The following is a 17,596-nucleotide window of genomic DNA, read 5'->3' as shown; positions in this document are numbered from 1 at the left end:
CCGCCGGCGACTACGGCCGCTCGATCGCGATCACGGTCGTCCTCCGCACACCACCGCCGGCATCCCCCGGTGAGATTGCATTCCGCGGCTGAGATCGCGCGGAGTTCCCGGCATCTCGGCCGCGGAATGCAATCTCGGGGAGGGGTTCGGCGTAGCGCACCGGCATGCCCGGGTGCGCGGGTGCGAACCAGAACGTCTCGGGGGCGGCATCCGCTCTCTCGCGCACCTCGTACCGCAGGCAGTCCACCCGCCCGATCGGCAGGTCGAGCGTCTCGGACGACAGCGTCGTGCGATCCGCCGGGAACGCCGCATGCCCCTGCAAGTCCCGCCACGTCACGCGCGAACTCGTGATCTCGCCCTGGACGATGCCGGTCGGCCCCGTGATCCAGCGCTCCAGCGTCGCACCCTCGTCGTCCACATCGCGGAACCGGTTCACCCGCAGGTGCTGCGTCCCGTCGGGTTCTTCCACCAGCATCCTGATCGTCTTGCCGCCGCGCGCCCCGTCGCGGATCTCGTCGGCAGTGAACGGCGTCGGCAACAGCCCCGGCCCGAGCACGTGCGGGTCGGGATCCTCCGGCTCCCCGTCCGACGCGTCCGCCGCCTCGGGCGCCGGCGGTGCGACGGGGAACACGATCGACGTGTACTTCGCGCCCAGCCCGACCTCGAGCGGGTCGATCGGGGATGCCGCATCCAGCACTTCCGCGGCATCCTGCGGTCCGCGCGGCTCACCGGGCAGCGCCGCCCAGGTGTTCTCCTCGTCCTTGCGCTGCGAGAAAAGTCCCATGAATCCCGTCTCTCAGAAGTCGTCGATGATGAGCTTCTTCATCTGCATCATCTTCGCGTACGCCCCTGGCCGTGCCATGAGTTCGCCCATGTTCTCCGGGATGATCTGCCAGCTCAGGCCGTACTTGTCGGCCAGCCACCCGCACACCTCGGCGTCAGGCACGGCGGTGAGGGCATCCCAGTAGTGGTCGAGCTCCTGCTGGTCGGCGACGCGCACCTCGAGCGAGACCCCGCAGTCGAACGTGAACGAGTGGTCGGATCCGCCATCCATCATCGAGAACCACTGATCGGCCAGTCGGAACTCGCCGAACATGACCGTCCCGGGCTGGGCGTGCGAGGCCTGCGGCGGATGCACGGCGACGTAGCCGACCTCGGCATCAGGGAACACCGACGTGTAGAACTCCGCCGCCTCGCGCGCCTTGCCGTCGACGTCCTCCGTGAACATGAGCTGGGGGATGAGGAACGGGCGCGTCTCGCCCTCCGGATTCGTCAGGACCAGCTGCCAGTTCACGCCGTAGCGGTCCTCCACCCAGCCGTAACGCGGGCTGAACGGATATGTGTCCAGCTCCATACGAACCGTGCCCCCGTCGGCGAGGCCGGCCCAGACGGCATCCATGCTCGCCCGCGCAGCCTCCCGGTCGTCGCCGAACCGCACCGGATCGAAGATCAGCATGAACGACACCGAGGGGTTCGGGCGGAACTCCGACCCGGCGTTGATCAGCGTCAGCTGGTAGCCGTCCACGTCGACGTCGACCGTGAGGGGCTTGCCGGCGAACTCCTCCTGCCAGTCAGCAACCTCGTCCGGATATCGCGCGACGACCTTCGATGTGGTCCCGGGCAGGATGCCGGCGTAGAACTCGCCGGCCTCCTCGGCGTTCCGGTCGAACCAGATGTTGGGCACGATCTTCTGAGACATCTCGACTCCTTCGTCGATCAGCGATTGGCGACAGATCCCGCGTGAATACAGAGTGCTCCTGCGCGCCGTCGGACTCAAGGGGGTTGTGCCCCACTCAGCCTGTCTGTCTAGGGTGGCACGATGGCCTCTTTCACCCTCGAATGGACCTCCTGGATCGGCACGCTGATCGCCGCACTCGTCGCGGTCGTCGTCGTGGCGGTGGTCGTGATCGGTGTGCGATTCGCCGCGAGCCGCACCCGTGGCCGCTCCGCGTGGATCGCCGACCTCGAACGCCGCGTCCGCGTACCGGGGATGACGCTGGCGTTCGTCATCGCCGCCTGGATCGTGTGCGGCGCGACCGCGCCGGCGGGACTGTCGTGGTGGCCGGTGCTGGAGCGCCTGCTCCTGATCGTGACCGTGCTGGTCGGCGCCTGGCTGCTGTCGGTGCTGGTGACGTTCGGCATGGAGCGGCTCATGCAGTACGACAGCCGGAAGGGCACGGTCGGCGCCGAGGCGCGTCGCCGGCGGACGCAGCTCACTGTGCTCAACCGGCTCGTCGTCGTGTTGATCGGCGTCATGGCGATCGGCGTCGTGCTGTTCTCGTTCCCCGAGGTGCGGGCGGTGGGCACCAGCATCCTGGCATCCGCCGGTGTCGTCAGCATCATCGCGGGCCTCGCCGCGCAGTCGACCCTCGGCAACCTGATCGCCGGGGTGCAGATCGCGTTCACGGATGCGATCCGCGTCGGGGACGTCGTCGTGATCGAGGGCGAGTGGGGGCGGATCGGCGAGATCAACCTCTCCTACGTCGTCGTCTACATCTGGGACGAGCGCCGGCTGATCCTGCCGTGCACGTACTTCACGTCGCAGCCGGTGGAGAGCTGGACCAGGAGGAGCGACAAGATCCTCGGCACCGTCTACATGGACCTCGACTGGCGCGTGCCGGTGGATGCCGTGCGCGAGAAGTTCATGCAGATCATCGAGGGATCGGATGCCTGGGACCGGCGTGCCGCGAACGTCCTGGTGACCGGGTCAGAGGGCGGGCACGTGACGGTGCGGTTCCTGATGTCGTCGGAGAACTCCGACGACCAGTGGGACCTGCGGTGCCTGGTGCGCGAGCAGATGGTCACCTGGCTGCAGCAGGAGCACCCGGAGGCGCTGCCGGTCAGCCGCGTGATGTTGGATCGTCAGGAGTAGCGGGGGCATCGGCGGCGCCGGACCCTTCGACGGGCTCAGGGGCCGGCTTTGCGCTGTCGGCCTCGCGCACCGCGTCGACCAGTTCGCGCCAGGCGCCCTGCAGCTCGGAGTCTGCGAGCTCGCGTTCGCGCTGCTCCTGCGGCATGCGCACGCGGATGCTCCACACGTAGCGGTCCGCCCCGGCATCCGTCTCGCGGGGAGCATCCCAGGGACAGCGCTCGATCAGCCCGATCCACACCCGGGTCTCAGGGCGCGGCGGTTCGACCTGCCAACGACGGCGGATGCCTGCGATGCCGCCCGAGCGGACGACGGCCACGACGACACGGTCGTCGTCTTCCGGTGTCTCGTCAACCGGTGCGTCGAGGTCCCTCGGCATCCAGCACTCCCACGGTCGTCCACGCGTCGCGTATTGCGGCGGTCACTTCCTCACCGTACTCGCGCTCGGCCGCCGACACCGTGGCATCCGCGAACTCGCGGAACGTCGCCGTCGCCGACAGTCCGCCGGTGAGCGCTCGGTACCAGACGACGCCCGCGCGCTCCCAGGCGTTGCCGCCGAGCGTGCGGGCGGTGAGGGCGAACGCGCGGTTCGGGATGCCGGAGTTGATGTGCACGCCTCCGTTGTCCTCGGTGGTCTGGACGAAGTCGCTCATGTGCGCGGGCTGCGGGTCCTTGCCGAGCTCATCGTCGTCATAGGCCGTGCCGGGCTCGATCATGGATCGCAGCGCCTTGCCCTGCACCTCGGCGGTGAAGATGCCGGCGCCGATCAGCCAGCTCGCCTCGGCGGCGGACTGACCGAGCGCGTACTGCTCGGTCAACGCGCCGAAGACGTCGGCGATCGACTCGTTCAGTGCACCCGGCTGCCCCTGGTACTCGAGGTTGGCGGTGTGCTGGATCACGCCGTGCGCGAGCTCGTGACCGATCACCGTGAGCGAGCGGGTGAAGCCCAGGAACACCTCGCCGTCGCCATCGCCGAACACCATGCGCTCGCCGTCCCAGAAGGCGTTGTCGTAGTCGGTGCCGTAGTGCACGGTGGCGTTCAGAGGTGCGCCCGCCCCGTCGAGCGAGTTGCGCTGGAATGCGGACAGCAGCATCTCGAACGTCGCGCCCAGGCCGTCGAAGGCCTCGTTCACCGAGACGTCGTCGACGGGCGGATCGTCCTCCGCGCGCACGACGACGCCCGGCAGCGTCTCGGTGCCGCCGGCATCGCTGATCGTGCGGTTCGGGGCATCCCCGAGCTCCGCCACGAGCGCGCCGTTCGCGTCGATGGAGAAGTTCAGGCGGGCGCGGAACTTCGGCCGCCCGGCGAGCAGGGTCTGGCGCGCAGCATCCGCGGCCTTGGGAAAACGGCCCGACTGCGCGAGGCGGGCGAGCAGATATGCCGGAACGATGCCGTGCACCGAACCGTGGCCCCGTGCCGAAGTGTGCTGAGCGCTGTGGTCCATGTCGCCGACGATACGCGGGGCCGCCGACAGAGTCACGAGGTGTCGCTTCGTGCCGCTTGGGTGCCGGTGAGGCGGCATGTTCGGCCACCTCCCGGGGCGGGGCGGCGCGATCTCCCAGCTCGCTCGCGTAAAATCGGCTCAATGACCGACGCCCCCGCCGACCGCACAGCCGACCTCGGCGACGGCCTCGATCCCGACGATCTCGCCACGACGCTGCGCGTCCTCGGCCAGCTCGACGAGATCAGCGAGCAGCATCCCGATTACATCGCCGTACGGCGCGCGACCGGCCGCATGTTCAAGGCCGTCAAGCGGGCCCGCCGCAAGGAGATCCGCGACGCGATCGCCGAGGCCGACAAGGCCGTCGTCGCACGGACCGCGACCGGCGCTGCCGACCGCATCGACGACGAGACGCGCGGCAACGACCTGAAGACGACGGCGGATGCTCCGATCGCCGGCGAACTGCTCAAGCCCCGCAACTGCTACATCTGCAAGCAGCCGTACACGCTCGTCGACGCGTTCTATCACCAGCTCTGCCCGGACTGCGCGCGCTTCAGCCACGGCAAGCGCAACGCCCGCACCGACCTCACCGGCCGCCGCGCGCTGCTCACCGGCGGCCGCGCCAAGATCGGCATGCACATCGCGCTGCGCCTGCTGCGCGACGGCGCGCACCTGACGCTCACCACGCGCTTCCCGAGGGATGCCGTGCGCCGCTTCTCTTCGCTGCCCGACTCCGCCGACTGGCTGCACCGACTGCGCATCGTCGGCATCGACCTGCGTGACCCCGCCCAGGTGATCGCGCTCGCCGATTCGGTCGCGGCCCAGGGGCCGCTCGACATCCTCATCAACAACGCCGCGCAGACGGTCAGGCGCTCGCCTGGTGCGTACTCGCTGCTGGCGGATGCCGAGATGCAGCCGCTACCCGACGGGCCGCTGCCCGAGATGGAGACGTTCGGGCACACCGCCGATCCGCATCCGCAGGCGCTGCAGGCATCCGTCGACGCCAACCCGCTGCTGTCGGTCGCGGCCCTCGGCGGCACCGTGGCGGAGCAGGGCGGACAGGCGCTCACGGCCGAAGACCTCGCGCGGCTCGCGATGGCGCCCGGATCGTCGTCGTTGGAGAAGCACGCCGACGGCAGCGCGATCGACGCCGGCGGCCTCGTCCCGGACATCAACCGCGTCAACAGCTGGGTGCAGTCCGTCGAGCAGGTCGACCCGCTCGAGATGCTCGAGGTGCAGCTCGCGAACACCACCGCTCCGTTCCTGCTGATCAGTCGCCTCCGGGCATCGATGGCCGCATCGTCCGCGCACCGCAAGTACGTGGTGAACGTCTCGGCGATGGAGGGCCAGTTCTCGCGTCGTTACAAGGGGCCTGGACACCCGCATACGAACATGGCCAAGGCGGCGCTGAACATGCTCACCCGCACCAGCGCCGGCGAGATGCTCGAGACCGACGGCATCCTGATGACCGCCGTCGACACCGGCTGGATCACGGATGAGCGCCCGCACCACACCAAGGTGCGCCTCGCCGAGGAGGGCTTCCACGCCCCGCTCGACCTCGTCGACGGCGCCGCGCGCGTGTACGACCCCATCGTGCAGGGCGAGGCGGGCGTCGACGTGCACGGGGTGTTCCTGAAGGATTACAAGCCCAACCCCTGGTGAAGCCGGCGTGGCCAACGGGTTCACGCCCCGTTAGCCATGGCGCGGTGTTACGCACGGCGGAGGGTGTTACGCCCGTCGGACCTTTTCGGCCGATACCTCCGAGGTCCGTCGCAGCCTCCGACGGGTGCAACAGTGTTGGCCGGTAATCAGTGCGCGGGGACCTCGAGGTTCGCAGCCGCCCACTGACCGAGCTCGCTGAGGATCGGCAGCAGCCTCTCGCCGCTGTCCGTCAACGCGTACGACACGGTCACCGGCGGCCCGGCGTCGACTGTGCGGTCGACGAGCCCCGCCTGAGCGAGCTCGGCGAGACGGTCGGAGAGCATGGCGTCGCTGATGCCGGACACGGCGCGGCGCAGTGCCACGAACGTGGCAGGGCCTCCGCCGAGTGACGACACGATCATGCCGTTCCAGCGCTTTCCGAGCACGCTGAAGGCCAGTGTGACAGCGGCGTCACACACGTGGATCGCTGTTTCGGCCTCGGCCATGCCCCCATCATACCTGTGCTACGTTAACGCGAGTTGCTAATAAAAACAGAGTGACTCCGAAAACGAAAGGTCCTTCATGTCCCTGTTCCGCCTGGATGCCAGTATCCTCCCGGCCACATCCGCCAGCCGCTCGCTCGCCGATCTCGTGGAGGCCGAGTGGACGGCATCCCACCCCGACTCGATCGTGACCAGGCGCGACCTCGCCGCCGACCCCGTCCCCGCGACGGTGTGGGCGGATGCCGTCACGTCGAAGTTCGTCGCAGAGGACCAGCGCAGCGAGCAGCAGAACGCCGCCCGCGCCCTCGCGGCCACCTTCGCGGACGAGCTGATAGGCGCGGACGCGCTGCTGTTCGCCGTGCCGCTGTACAACTACGGCGTCTCCCAGCACTTCAAGACGTGGTTCGACCTCGCCTACACCGATCCCCGCATCGATCCGGAGGGAACCGCGCTGAACGGCAAGCCCGCGACGCTCGTCACCGTGCTCGGCGGCAACTACGCGCCGGGAACGCCCAAGGAGGGCTGGGACCACTCCACCGGATGGTTGCGTCGCGTGCTCGAGGACGTCTGGGGTCTCGACCTGCGCGTCGTGCAGCGCCCGTTCACCCTCGTCGGCGTGAACCCGGCCCTCGACGCCTTCACGGAGGTCGCGAACGAGCTCAAGGGCAAGGCCGAGGAGTCGGCACGCGTGTACGGGCAGGAGCTCGCCGCGACGCGCGGCACCAAGGTCGCCTGACCGGCCGCACCGAGGTCGGGAACTCGTCGATCGGGCCGGGTACGCTATGCCCGGACGGCGCGCATGAGACGCGCCGCGCTCACGTGAGGACCCGTCGATGACCATCGTCCGCCCCGACGTCAGCGTCCACGCCAGGGTGCGGGCTGCGGCATCCGCACTCGGGCCGAGCGAGGGCCGGGTCGCCGCCGTCATCATGGAGCGCCCCGACGATGTCGTGGACTGGTCCGCCGCCGAACTGGCTTCGGCGGCGGGCACCTCGACCGCCACCGTGATCCGTGCCTGCCAGAGCCTCGGGTTCCGCGGCTTCCAGCATCTGCGCCTCGAGCTCGCCCGCTCCGCGCCCCTCGTCCCCAGGGATCAGGCGGATGCCGCAGGGGCGAGCACCTTCGACGACGCGGTGGACGCGCTGCGCCTCGCCCAGGAGAGCGTGGACCCAGAGCGCATCGAGGCGGCGGTCGAAGCGCTTCGTGCCGCTCGCCGGGTCGTGCTCGTCGGCAACGGGTTCTCCGGACCGCCGCTGCAGGATCTCGCGATGCGCCTCAGCGGGCTGGGGCGGCCCGTCGAGGCGCCGATCGATCCGCTCGCGCAGCAGTTCGCCGTGCACTCGCTCACCTCGGACGATCTGTGCCTCGCGCTGAGCTACTCCGGAGCGAACGTGCAGACGCTGCGCGCGTGCACAGCGGCATCCGAGCGCGGCGCCACGGTCGCGCTGATCACGAGCTACACGCGCTCGCCGCTCGGACGGGCCGCCGACATCGTGATCGCGACGGGCCCGGTCGGCTCGGCGCACGACCTCGACCCGTACCTGGCGCGCCTCGGGCACACGGTGGTGCTGCACGCGCTGCACGGTGCGCTCGCGAGGGACGCCGGGCAGGCCGATGTCGCCGAGATGCGCCACGTCGTCGCCGACGCCCTCAGCGAGGATTGACCGGCCGCTCACTCGCGCACCGATCGTTCTCGTCCCGGTCTCCTGCCGGACACCTGCCTGTCACTGAGACGGGTCAACCTGCCTGTGTAATCGAATTCCAATCGGAATGAAACACATGTAACAGGCAGGGTGGAAATGCGGACGATCGGAATCGACGGGCTGTTCAACGCCCGCGCGACCAGCGCATCGGCGCCGTGGCTCATCCGCACCGGCGCCCCAGATGCACTCAGCGCCGACGGCGTCTCGACGCTGCGCGCACTCGGCGTGAGCGTCATCATCGACCTGCGCGAGCCGAGCGAGGTCAGCGTCGCCGAGCACGGCATCCCGGTGCGCTCCGTGGGGATCTACGGCGCCGAACCACCGCAGACCGGGCGTCTGGAGGACGTCTACGAGGCGCTGCTGCGAGAGCGCGGCGCGGCATTGGCCGTCGCTGTCGGGCTGGTCGCGGACGCCGAGGGCGCCGCTCTCGTGCACTGCACGGCGGGCAAGGACCGCACCGGACTGGTGGTGGCGCTCGCCAGGCTCGCCGCGGGCGACTCCGCCGAGCAGGTCGTGGAGGACTACGTGCTGTCAGAGCCGGATGTCAGACCGGTTCGGGAGAGGCATGCCTTGGCGGTCGCCGGCGCGCTGCCCGCCGCGGAGCGCGAGGAGACGCTCCGCCTGCACCTGGCCAGTCCCCGTGAGGCGATCGAGCATGCGCTCGCCGTGATCGACGGTCTCGGCGGTGCCGCCGCCTACCTCACCGGCAACGGACTGTCGGATCCGCAACTGCGTGAACTGCGGCGCAAGCGGCAGGCGGCGACGTGAGCCGGGCCAGCGGACGCCTCACGGTGCTGCACGTGAGCGACGTGCACGCCACCGATCACGGCCTGCTCTACGACGCCGTCGACGGTCTCGAACGGCTGCAGGCGGTGGGGGAGTACGCGCGCCGTGCGCGGATCACCCCTGAGGCGGTCATCGTGACCGGCGACCTCATCCAGCGGGGCAACTCCGCGGCGTACGGCGCGGTGCGCGATGCGCTGGCAGATCTCGAGCAGACCGTCCAGGCGCCGGTGCTCACCGTGCTGGGAAACCATGACGAACCGGATGCTGCGCGCATCCTCCGCGGACACGAGAAGTCGCATCACCGCACGGTGCTCGTCGCCGGTCTGCGCATCATCCTCCTCGACACGTCGTCTGGCGCGCTCGGACGAGTGCAGCGGGAGTGGCTGGCCGGTGAGCTGGCCGAGCCGCATCGGGACGGCACGGTCATCGCCCTGCATCACCCTCCGCTCGGCTCGCCCCTGCCGACCCTCGCCAAGGCGGGACTGCGCGATGCGGATGAGTTCCTCGACGTCATCGAGGGCTCAGACACGCGCGCCATCCTTGCCGGGCACTTCCACCATCCGCTCGCGGCGCACCTGCGCGGCACCCCCGTCACCGTCGGCCCGTCGCTGGCCTACCACCAGGTGATGGATGCGCGCCCCGACCTCATCAGCGGGCACGACCGCGCGATGTTCTCGATCGTGCACCTACTCTCCGAAGGCATGACCGCGACCAGCGTGAGCCTGGAATCGCCTTCGCCCCTCTTCTCATCCTCCGTTCCTGTACCCGCACATCAGAACAGTTAGGAAGCCATGTCCCGCTCACGCCTCACCACAGCTGTCGCCGCTTTCGGCATCGCAGTCATCACCCTCACCGGTTGCGCTCCGGCGTCATCGGAAGCGGGTGAGAGCCCGGCCGAGACGGCCGACGCGCTCGAGCCCACCACGATCACCCTCTACACGTCCGAGCCGCAGGAGAAGGCGGACGAGCTCGTCGCCGCCTTCAACGAGGTGCACCCGGAGGTCACCGTCGAGGTGTTCCGCGCGGGCACCGGCGATCTCACCACCCGCGTCGCGACCGAGCAGAAGACCGGCAAGATCCAGGCCGACGTGTTCCTCGCGGCGGACGCGCCCACGTTCGAGAACTACGCCGCAGACGACCTGCTGCGGGAGTACACGCCCGCGGACGTCGACGCCCTCGACCCCGCCGTCGTCGATCCCGAGGGCTTCTACGTCGGCACGCGCATCATCCCGACCGTCATCGCGTACAACACCGACATGGTCGAGAAGGCGCCCGAGTCGTGGGCCGATCTGACCGATGCCGAGTACGCCGACCGTCTCGTGATGCCGAACCCGGATGTCTCGGGAGCGGCCGCCTACAACGCCGCGGTGTGGCTGGACGAGGACCAGCTCGGCGAGGAGTGGCTGACCGCCCTCGCGGCCAACCGCCCGGTGATCGCCGACAGCAATGGCCCCGTCTCGCAGGCGGTGGCCACCGGCACCCAGCCCGTCGGCATCGTCGTTGACTACCTGGTGCGCGAGCTCGCCGAGCAGGGCTCGCCCATCGCGGTGTCCTACCCCAGTGAGGGCGTGCCGTTCGTCTCCCAGCCGGTCGGCATCTTCGCGGACTCGGAGAACGTCGAAGCATCCGAGGCGTTCGTCGACTTCCTGGTCAGCGCTGCGGGCCAGAAGCTCGCCGTCGAGCAGTCGTACCTCCCGGTGCGCTCCGACGTCGGCACGCCGGAGGGCGCACCGGAGCTGGATGACATCGCCATCCTCGCGCCCGACCTCGAGACCATCCGCTCGACGCAGGCCGGCGCGGTGGAGACCTTCCGGGAGCTGTTCCAGTAGTGAGTACTCTCGTTCAGGCTCCGGGGCCGGCGGTTCGCCGACCCCGGAGCCTCGACGGCGTCGATGCGCTGACCGTCGTCCTGTGGATCGTCTGCGGGGCGGTCGTGCTCGTGCCGATCGGCGCCATCATCGCTCTCACCGCCGGCGGCTCGCAGCTCGGCGTACTCGTGCAGGGCGACGTCGTCGAGGCCGCGGTCAACAGCCTCGTCTCGGCCACCGTCTCCGCTCTCGCCGCCGTGGCGGTCGGCGGTGCGTTCGCGGTCGTGCTCGAACGCACCGATCTCCGTCATCGCCGGGTGCTGCGCCTGATCGCACTCACCCCGCTGCTCATGCCTCCCTTCGTCGGCGCGATCGCGTGGCTCGGGATCGCGGGGCCGTCGAGCCCGCTCAACGTCTGGTGGCGCGGGATATTCGGCGGTCCGCTGTGGTCGATCTACGGTGCGGACGGGGTCATCATCCTGCTCACCGTGCACAGCTACCCGCTCGCCATGCTCATCGTCTCGGCCGCGCTGCGCCGCATCCCCTCCGACCTCGAGCAGGCCGCGCGAATCTCCGGTGCCGGACCTGCGAGAGCGCTGTTCTCGGTCACCGTGCCGCTGCTGCGCCCGGCGCTGCTGTCGTCGTTCCTGCTCATCGCGGTGAGCAACCTCGCCGATTTCGGCATCCCGTCGATCATCGGCCTGCCCGAGCGCTACGTCACGCTCGCGACCCTCGTCTACCGGTACCTGCAGTCGGGGACGGTGGACGAGCCGCTCGCCGTGGTCGCGACGATCGGCGTGGTGCTGCTCGTCCTCGCCGTCGGCGCACTGCTGCTGAATGCGACCATCGGACGCCGCGGGTGGGAACTGGATGCCTCATCCTCACCCCCGCAACCGCTTCCGCTCGGGCGTGCGCGCACACCGCTGGGGCTCGCGATGTGGACCATCGTGCTGGCCATCACACTGCTCCCGCTGCTCGCGCTGCTCACCCAATCGATGCTGCGCGCCCCCGGTGTGCCGTTGACGCTCGAGAATCTCACGTTCGACAACTTCGCCAAGGCGCTGTCGTCGTCGACCGCGCTGGCGGGAGCCGCGAACTCGGTGATGCTCGCGACGCTCGCCGCCGTCGTCTGCGGTGTCATCGGCCTGGGCATCGGCGTGCTCACCACCCGCACGTCGGCGCGCGCGGCCAAGGGCCTGAACGCCGTGGCGATGCTGCCGCAGGCCGTGCCAGGGATCGTGATCGCCGTGGCGTGGCTCATCATCGCGCCGCGCATCGGGCTGTTCAACACGCCCTGGCTGATCCTCGCCGCCTACATCACCTCGTTCACCGCGCTGGTCGTCCAGTCGGTCACCGCACCGCTGTCGAGCACGCCGACCAGCGCGGAAGAGGCGGCCCGCATCTCCGGGGCGGGGCGTCTTCGTGCACTGGTCGACATCTCGTCGCGCATGGCGCTTCCCGCCGCTATCTCGGGCGCAGTGGTCGTCGCGGCCACGGCCGTGCGCGAGCTGACGCTGTCGGTTCTGCTGCTCTCGCCCGGATCGCAGACCCTCGGGGTCGCGATCTTCAACTTCCAGCAGGCCGGTGCGTTCAGCACCGCAGCAGCGTGGTCGCTCGTCGTGGCCGTGCTCGGCATCGCCGTCATCGGTCTGGCCACCCGCCGCCCCTCATGAACCCGCCCTCCGCACATTCTGAAAGGGAGCAGTCATGGCATCCGTGAATCTCGACTCCGTATCGGTCCGCTATCCGTCAGGCGCCGTCGGCCTGGACTCCATCGACATGCACGTCGACGACGGCGAGTTCATCGCGCTGGTCGGCCCGTCCGGCTCGGGCAAGACCACACTCCTGCGCACGATCGCCGGGTTCCTCTCGCCGACGAACGGCCGAGTGACGATCGGCGACCGCACCGTGGCGGAGGGGAGCACGCTCGTGCCGCCGGAGCAGCGCGAGCTGGGCATGGTCTTCCAGCAGCACGCGGTCTGGCCGCACTGGAACGTCGGTCGCAACGTCGAGTATCCGCTGCGCCGCGCCGGAGTGCAGAAGGCGGAGCGGTCCGCGCGCGTCGCATCTGCGCTCGAGCTCGTCGGCCTCGAAGGGTACGCACGTCGCGATCCAGCGACGCTCTCCGGCGGACAGCGGCAGCGCGTCGCGCTCGCCAGGGCGCTGGTCGCTCGTCCTCGTGTGCTGCTGCTCGACGAGGCGCTCTCCGCGCTGGACGAGCCTCTGCGCGATCACCTCCGCTTGGAGCTGCATGCCCTGACCCGCGAGCTGGGTCTCACGGTGGTGCACGTCACGCACGACCGTTCGGAAGCACTCGGCCTCGCCGATCGGGTCGCCGTGCTCGATGCCGGAATGATCCGTCAGGTCGGCACGCCGCACGAACTGGTGACGCGCCCCGCGAGCGGATTCGTCGCACGATTCCTCTCGGATGCCACACTCGTCCCCGGCGCCGTCGACGCCGACGGGTTCCGCGCCGACGGTCATCCGCTCCGGATTCCGCGCGACGCCGGCATGCCAATCTCAGGGCGGGCTCATGCCGCACTGCTCCCGTCGGCGATCGAGGTCGTGCCCGCCGAGGACGGCGACGCCGTTGTGCGATCGTCGTTGTTCACCCCTGAGGGAAGCGACCTCATGATCGATTGGGCCGGCGTCGCCCTGCGCGCACGCACGCACGGCACGCGACCGCAGGTCGGGGACCGGATGCGCGTCGCCGTTCGCGAGGCGCTCGTCTACGCCGACGAGGACCCGGGCGGGCAGATGGACGGGGACGGGATGCCGTCGGTCGGCCATGCAGCGGATGCCGCGGCATCCGCTCGCTCGACATCCTTCGCGCGCGCATGACGGTCGCTCTCGTCCGGCACGGGCGCACCGCCTGGAATCTGGCCAGGCGCATGCAGGGCCGTGCCGACATCCCGCTGGACGCGCACGGGCGGGCGCAGGCGGAGAGCGCAGCGGAACTGCTGTCGCGCGCCAGCTGGGACCGCATCGTCACCTCGCCGCTCCGCCGCGCATCCGAGACCGCGTCTCTGATCAGGATGAAGCTCGCGCACGCCGAGGTCACGACGGACGCACACCTGATCGAGCGCGACTACGGCGTCGCGGAGGGGATGGCGGTGAGCGAGGCGCGCGAGCGCTGGCCGGAGTCGGACTACCCGGATGCCGAGCCGCTGAACGAGACGACACAGCGGGCGCGGCGGGTGCTGACCCGCATCGAACGACTGGAGGGGAACAGCATCGTCGTGGCGCACGGCACCCTGTTGCGCGTCGGCGTCGAGGCACTCACGGCGGGGAAGTGCCCGCGGATCCTGAACGGCCAGGTCGTGCTGTTGGAGAGGGACGGGGCAGAGCGGCTCGTCGCGAGGTTCCTGAGCTAAGGGTCTCGTGAGCCCCACCGCGATGGGCGGACTTCACTGCGATGGGCGGAGGATTCTCAAGGATTCCTCCGCCCATGAGCGCGTTCTCCGCCCCAGGCGGGGTGTCCGAAGCGCGCTCAGGCCATCGCCGTAGGCGCGCCCAATGAGCTCGAGAGCTCGCGCGCGGCCTGCGCCACGTACGCGCCGAGGCGATCGAGCTGCCCACCGATGCGCGACTTGGGTGCGCTCACGTTGATCGCCGCGACGATGTGCCCGGTGAAGTCGGTGATGGGGGCGGATGCGCCGACGACTCCGAGCTCGAGCTCCTCGTCGAGCGTCGCGTAGCCGCGTTCCCGTATCCGCTGCAGCTCCACCAGGAGGGAGTCGAGGTCGCGCACGATCGCCTTGTTCTCCGGCGGCGTCTCCAGGACGGCGAATCCCGCCGCCGCCATCGACGGGTTCAACGGACCGACGAGGGGCTGGTCGCGGCCGTGCTCGTGGTACCAGCGGGTGAGCGAGGCGCGATCCCAGTCGCTGATGAGCACGCGGCCGGAGGGGGTGCGCCACGCCGCCGTCGTCACGCCCTCCCACCCGGTGGTCCGGAACTCGTGCGGGCTCAGCTCGCTGAGAACGGTCAGCACGTTCCCGCCGCGGAGCACGCACAGGTGCGTGGTCTCGCGAGTGGACTGCGCGATGTTGCGCAGATGCGGCCGGGCACGGGAGACCAGCGACGCCTCGGTGGTGCGCGCGGCGATCGCGAACAGGCGGCTGCCCAGCCGGTAGTTCATCGTCGTCTCGTCGCGGACCACGAGCTCGGCGTCGGCGAGCGTCGACATCGTCCGGGAGATCACCGCCTTGTCGCGACCGGTGAGCTGCGCGATGCGCATGACGCCAAGGCCGCCCTCCGCGACGGCTTCATCGCTGCCCAGCAGTTCGATGATCTCGATGTCCCGACCCAGTCCTGAAGAGTTGCGCCTGGCGGTGCTCTGTGGGGGAGTCATCTGCACAGCGTAGATCTCGGTTGCCATATGGTCAACATCTGTTGTGGGAATGTCATCAGTTCCCTAATCTGATGTCATCGTCACCCGGACGATCCCCTCACCGTTGAGAAAGGAGCGACAGTCCGTGTCAGGATTCGATCTCGACAACGTCACGAAGTTCCTCGAACGCCGCTGGGAAGACATCCTTCAGCTGGCGGCCGAGCACCTGCTCGTCGTGGTGATCTCGCTCGCCATCGCGCTCGTCATCGGGGTGGTCCTCGGCCTGCTCGTGTGGGACCGTGCGACGCCGCGTGCGATCGCGATCACCTCGGCATCCGTCGCGATCACGATCCCCTCGCTCGCACTGCTCGCGCTGCTCAGCCCGATCCTCGGCCTCGGCTGGGGACCGACGATCGTCGCCCTCGTCTTCTACTCGCTGCTGCCGATCATCCGCAACACGGTGGTCGGTCTGCGCGAGATACCCGCGCACATCCTCGAGTCGGCGACGGCCATGGGGATGAGCAGGCCCAGGGTTCTGCTGACCACGCAGCTCCCGCTCGCATGGCCCGTGATCCTCACCGGCACCCGTGTGGCCGCGCAGCTGTCGCTGGGCATCGCCGCGATCGCCGCCTACGTCGCCGGCCCCGGCCTCGGCCAGTACATCTTCAAAGGACTCTCGTCGCTCGGCTCGAAGAACGCGTTGAACTACGCCCTCGCCGGCACCGTCGGAGTCATCGTCCTCGCGCTCCTCGTCGACGGAGCGTTCGTTCTCATCTCCCGATACACAACCTCGAGGGGTCTTCGTGCCTGATCTCACCACTGACACACAGAAGGTGTCCACCGACACCGGTTTCCTCTCCGCGATCGCGCAGAAGCAGCGCGGAGTCGGCATAGAGCTCCGCGGGGTCAGCAAGGTCTACCCCGGCCAGGATGCGCCGGCCGTCGAGGACTTCTCGATGCAGATCGACCCTGGCGAGCTCATCATGTTCGTCGGGCCCAGCGGATGCGGCAAGACGACCACGATGAAGATGATCAACCGCATCATCGAGCCCACTGGCGGCTCCATCCGCATCGACGGCACCGACATCCTGTCGATGAACCCCAATCAGCTCCGCCGCCACATCGGGTACGTCATCCAGCAGATCGGGCTCTTCCCGCACCTGACGATCGCCGAGAACATCGGCGTCGTGCCCCGCCTGCTCGGCTGGTCGAAGGCGAAGACGGCCGAGCGCGTCGACGAGCTGCTGCAGACCGTGCAGCTCGACCCCGGACAGTTCGCGAAGCGCTACCCGAAGCAGCTCTCGGGCGGCCAGCAGCAGCGAGCGGGCGTCGCCCGCGCTCTCGCCGCCGACCCGTCCGTAATGCTCATGGACGAGCCGTTCGGCGCGACCGACCCCATCACGCGCGAGAAGCTGCAGGCCGAATTCCTGCGCCTGCAGGCCGACATCGGCAAGACGATCATCTTCGTCACGCACGATTTCGATGAGGCGATCAAGCTCGGCGATCGGATCGCCGTGCTCAGCGACCGCTCGCACATCGAGCAGTTCGACACCCCGGCGCACATCCTCGCCAACCCGGCGAACGAGTACGTGGCCTCGTTCATCGGCCACGGCGCCGCCCTGAAGAGACTGGCACTCATCCCCGTCTCGGAGGCCCAGCTGCGTCCGGCATCCGATGGGGCACCGCAGATCGATCTCGACGTCTCGCTGCGCGATGCGCTCGACCTGCTCATGGTCACCGGAGCACCGGTCGTCAACGTGGTCGACGCCGACGGCCGAGTGCGCGGCTCCATCGACAGCGCGGGGATCTCCGCAGTGCTCACTGACGCGCCGGGTGCCGCCGCCGAAGGAGTGCACTGACATGACCGTCGTCTCCGCGACCCAGATGACCCCGGTCGTCGCCCGCCGTGGTCGGTTCGGCTCGGTCGCACGCATCTCCGCCGCTCCGATCGTCGTCGGCGTCGTGCTCGTGCTCACCCTCGTGTGGGTCGCGAGCATCCCGCTGGACTCGATCGAGCAGCGCACCCTCAACCCCGACTACATCCTGTCCCGTGTCGGAGAGCACCTGCTGCTCACCGCCGCGGCTTCAGCACTCGTGGCCGTCCTCGCGATCCCCGCCGGCATCGGCGTCTACCGCAGTCGCTCGAAGATCGTGCACGCCTTCGCCCTCGGACTCGCGAACATCGGCCAGGCCACGCCCGCGGTCGGCGTCGTGATCCTGCTGGCGATCGTGTGGCAGACCGGTTTCGCCACGGCGCTGGTCGCACTCGTCGCGTACTCGTTCCTCCCTGTCCTGCGCAACACTCTGGTCGGCCTCGAGCAGGTGGATGCCGGGGTCAAGGAGGCCGCCCGCGGCATGGGGATGACGTCGGGGCAGGTGCTGCGCCGCATCGAGCTTCCGCTCGCATCGCCCGTGATCCTCGCAGGGCTGCGCACCGCCCTCGTCTTCTGCGTCGGCGTCGCGACGATCGCGACGTTCATCAACGCCGGCGGCCTCGGCGACATGATCGTC

The 17,596-nt window shown here is 69.4% G+C and carries 19 protein-coding genes; 13 read left to right on the top strand and 6 right to left on the bottom strand.

Annotation, left to right across the window (positions count from 1 at the left end):
- Positions 1 to 10: 10 nt before the first annotated feature.
- A complete protein-coding gene (locus MAE01_RS16020) occupies positions 11 to 784 on the bottom strand; it encodes a hypothetical protein (protein WP_186806242.1) in 774 nt (257 codons plus the stop codon).
- A gap of 12 nt (positions 785 to 796) precedes the next feature.
- Complete coding sequence (locus MAE01_RS12870) at positions 797 to 1,699, bottom strand: VOC family protein (RefSeq protein WP_147039983.1); 903 nt, start codon at positions 1,697 to 1,699, stop codon at positions 797 to 799.
- 120 nt (positions 1,700 to 1,819) lie between these two features.
- On the opposite strand from MAE01_RS12870, the gene MAE01_RS12865 reads away from it, so the two are divergent.
- Positions 1,820 to 2,872 (top strand): mechanosensitive ion channel family protein, encoded by a 1,053-nt coding sequence (locus tag MAE01_RS12865; protein WP_147039981.1) that lies wholly within the window; start codon positions 1,820 to 1,822, stop codon positions 2,870 to 2,872.
- Here the strand turns inward: MAE01_RS12865 and MAE01_RS12860 are convergent.
- Together MAE01_RS12860 and MAE01_RS12855 are read right to left on the bottom strand one after the other, a co-directional pair.
- Complete coding sequence (locus tag MAE01_RS12860; protein ID WP_186806241.1) at positions 2,841 to 3,248, bottom strand: protealysin inhibitor emfourin; 408 nt, start codon at positions 3,246 to 3,248, stop codon at positions 2,841 to 2,843. The two genes, MAE01_RS12865 and MAE01_RS12860, sit on opposite strands and share 32 nt — an antisense overlap.
- Complete coding sequence (locus tag MAE01_RS12855) at positions 3,220 to 4,314, bottom strand: M4 family metallopeptidase (RefSeq protein ID WP_186806240.1); 1,095 nt, start codon at positions 4,312 to 4,314, stop codon at positions 3,220 to 3,222. The genes MAE01_RS12860 and MAE01_RS12855 overlap by 29 nt, the downstream gene beginning before the upstream one ends.
- A gap of 141 nt (positions 4,315 to 4,455) precedes the next feature.
- Here MAE01_RS12855 and MAE01_RS12850 point away from each other — a divergent pair, with 141 nt between their 5' ends.
- Positions 4,456 to 5,973 carry an SDR family NAD(P)-dependent oxidoreductase gene (locus tag MAE01_RS12850; protein ID WP_147039979.1) on the top strand — a complete coding sequence of 506 codons (1,518 nt, stop codon included), beginning with the start codon at positions 4,456 to 4,458 and terminating at the stop codon, positions 5,971 to 5,973.
- 146 nt (positions 5,974 to 6,119) lie between these two features.
- On the opposite strand, the gene MAE01_RS12845 is transcribed toward MAE01_RS12850, so the two are convergent.
- Positions 6,120 to 6,458, bottom strand: a complete 339-nt coding sequence (locus tag MAE01_RS12845) for a winged helix-turn-helix transcriptional regulator (protein ID WP_147039977.1) — start codon at positions 6,456 to 6,458, stop codon at positions 6,120 to 6,122.
- 76 nt (positions 6,459 to 6,534) lie between these two features.
- Between MAE01_RS12845 and MAE01_RS12840 the strand changes: the two genes are divergently transcribed.
- The 8 genes from MAE01_RS12840 (at position 6,535) to MAE01_RS12805 (ending at position 14,126) form a co-directional block, all read left to right on the top strand.
- Complete coding sequence (locus MAE01_RS12840) at positions 6,535 to 7,191, top strand: FMN-dependent NADH-azoreductase (protein WP_147039975.1); 657 nt, start codon at positions 6,535 to 6,537, stop codon at positions 7,189 to 7,191.
- Between the two features lie 97 nt (positions 7,192 to 7,288).
- Positions 7,289 to 8,119 (top strand): MurR/RpiR family transcriptional regulator, encoded by an 831-nt coding sequence (locus tag MAE01_RS12835; protein WP_147039973.1) that lies wholly within the window; start codon positions 7,289 to 7,291, stop codon positions 8,117 to 8,119.
- Between the two features lie 135 nt (positions 8,120 to 8,254).
- Positions 8,255 to 8,926 (top strand): tyrosine-protein phosphatase, encoded by a 672-nt coding sequence (locus MAE01_RS12830; RefSeq protein ID WP_147039971.1) that lies wholly within the window; start codon positions 8,255 to 8,257, stop codon positions 8,924 to 8,926.
- Entirely contained in the window at positions 8,923 to 9,729 is an 807-nt protein-coding gene (locus tag MAE01_RS12825; RefSeq protein WP_147039970.1) for a metallophosphoesterase family protein, read from the top strand. Before MAE01_RS12830 ends, MAE01_RS12825 begins: the two co-directional genes overlap by 4 nt.
- A gap of 6 nt (positions 9,730 to 9,735) precedes the next feature.
- Positions 9,736 to 10,773: an ABC transporter substrate-binding protein gene (locus tag MAE01_RS12820; protein ID WP_147039968.1), complete on the top strand. Its 1,038-nt coding sequence runs from the start codon at positions 9,736 to 9,738 to the stop codon at positions 10,771 to 10,773.
- Positions 10,773 to 12,425, top strand: coding sequence for an ABC transporter permease (locus MAE01_RS12815; RefSeq protein WP_147039966.1), 1,653 nt, complete (start codon positions 10,773 to 10,775; stop codon positions 12,423 to 12,425). Before MAE01_RS12820 ends, MAE01_RS12815 begins: the two co-directional genes overlap by 1 nt.
- 34 nt (positions 12,426 to 12,459) lie before the next feature.
- Positions 12,460 to 13,593, top strand: coding sequence for an ABC transporter ATP-binding protein (locus MAE01_RS12810; protein ID WP_147039964.1), 1,134 nt, complete (start codon positions 12,460 to 12,462; stop codon positions 13,591 to 13,593).
- Positions 13,590 to 14,126 (top strand): histidine phosphatase family protein, encoded by a 537-nt coding sequence (locus MAE01_RS12805; protein WP_147039962.1) that lies wholly within the window; start codon positions 13,590 to 13,592, stop codon positions 14,124 to 14,126. Before MAE01_RS12810 ends, MAE01_RS12805 begins: the two co-directional genes overlap by 4 nt.
- Positions 14,127 to 14,242: 116 nt before the next feature.
- Here MAE01_RS12805 and MAE01_RS12800 read toward each other — a convergent pair whose 3' ends face one another.
- Positions 14,243 to 15,106 (bottom strand): IclR family transcriptional regulator, encoded by an 864-nt coding sequence (locus tag MAE01_RS12800; protein ID WP_147039960.1) that lies wholly within the window; start codon positions 15,104 to 15,106, stop codon positions 14,243 to 14,245.
- A gap of 124 nt (positions 15,107 to 15,230) precedes the next feature.
- Between MAE01_RS12800 and MAE01_RS12795 the strand changes: the two genes are divergently transcribed.
- The 3 genes from MAE01_RS12795 to MAE01_RS12785 all read left to right on the top strand — a co-directional run.
- Entirely contained in the window at positions 15,231 to 15,896 is a 666-nt protein-coding gene (locus MAE01_RS12795; protein ID WP_147039958.1) for an ABC transporter permease, read from the top strand.
- Between the two features lie 22 nt (positions 15,897 to 15,918).
- Complete coding sequence (locus tag MAE01_RS12790; RefSeq protein WP_371861775.1) at positions 15,919 to 16,944, top strand: ABC transporter ATP-binding protein; 1,026 nt, start codon at positions 15,919 to 15,921, stop codon at positions 16,942 to 16,944.
- Between the two features lies 1 nt (position 16,945).
- The coding region (locus MAE01_RS12785) for an ABC transporter permease (protein ID WP_147039956.1) at positions 16,946 to 17,596 on the top strand (651 nt) is incomplete at its 3' end.

It is taken from the genome of Microbacterium aerolatum, from assembly GCF_007988825.1.
Lineage (GTDB): Bacteria > Actinomycetota > Actinomycetes > Actinomycetales > Microbacteriaceae > Microbacterium > Microbacterium aerolatum.
Note: the sequence above shows the minus strand (reverse complement) of the source record. Positions and strands in the feature narration are given on the sequence as shown.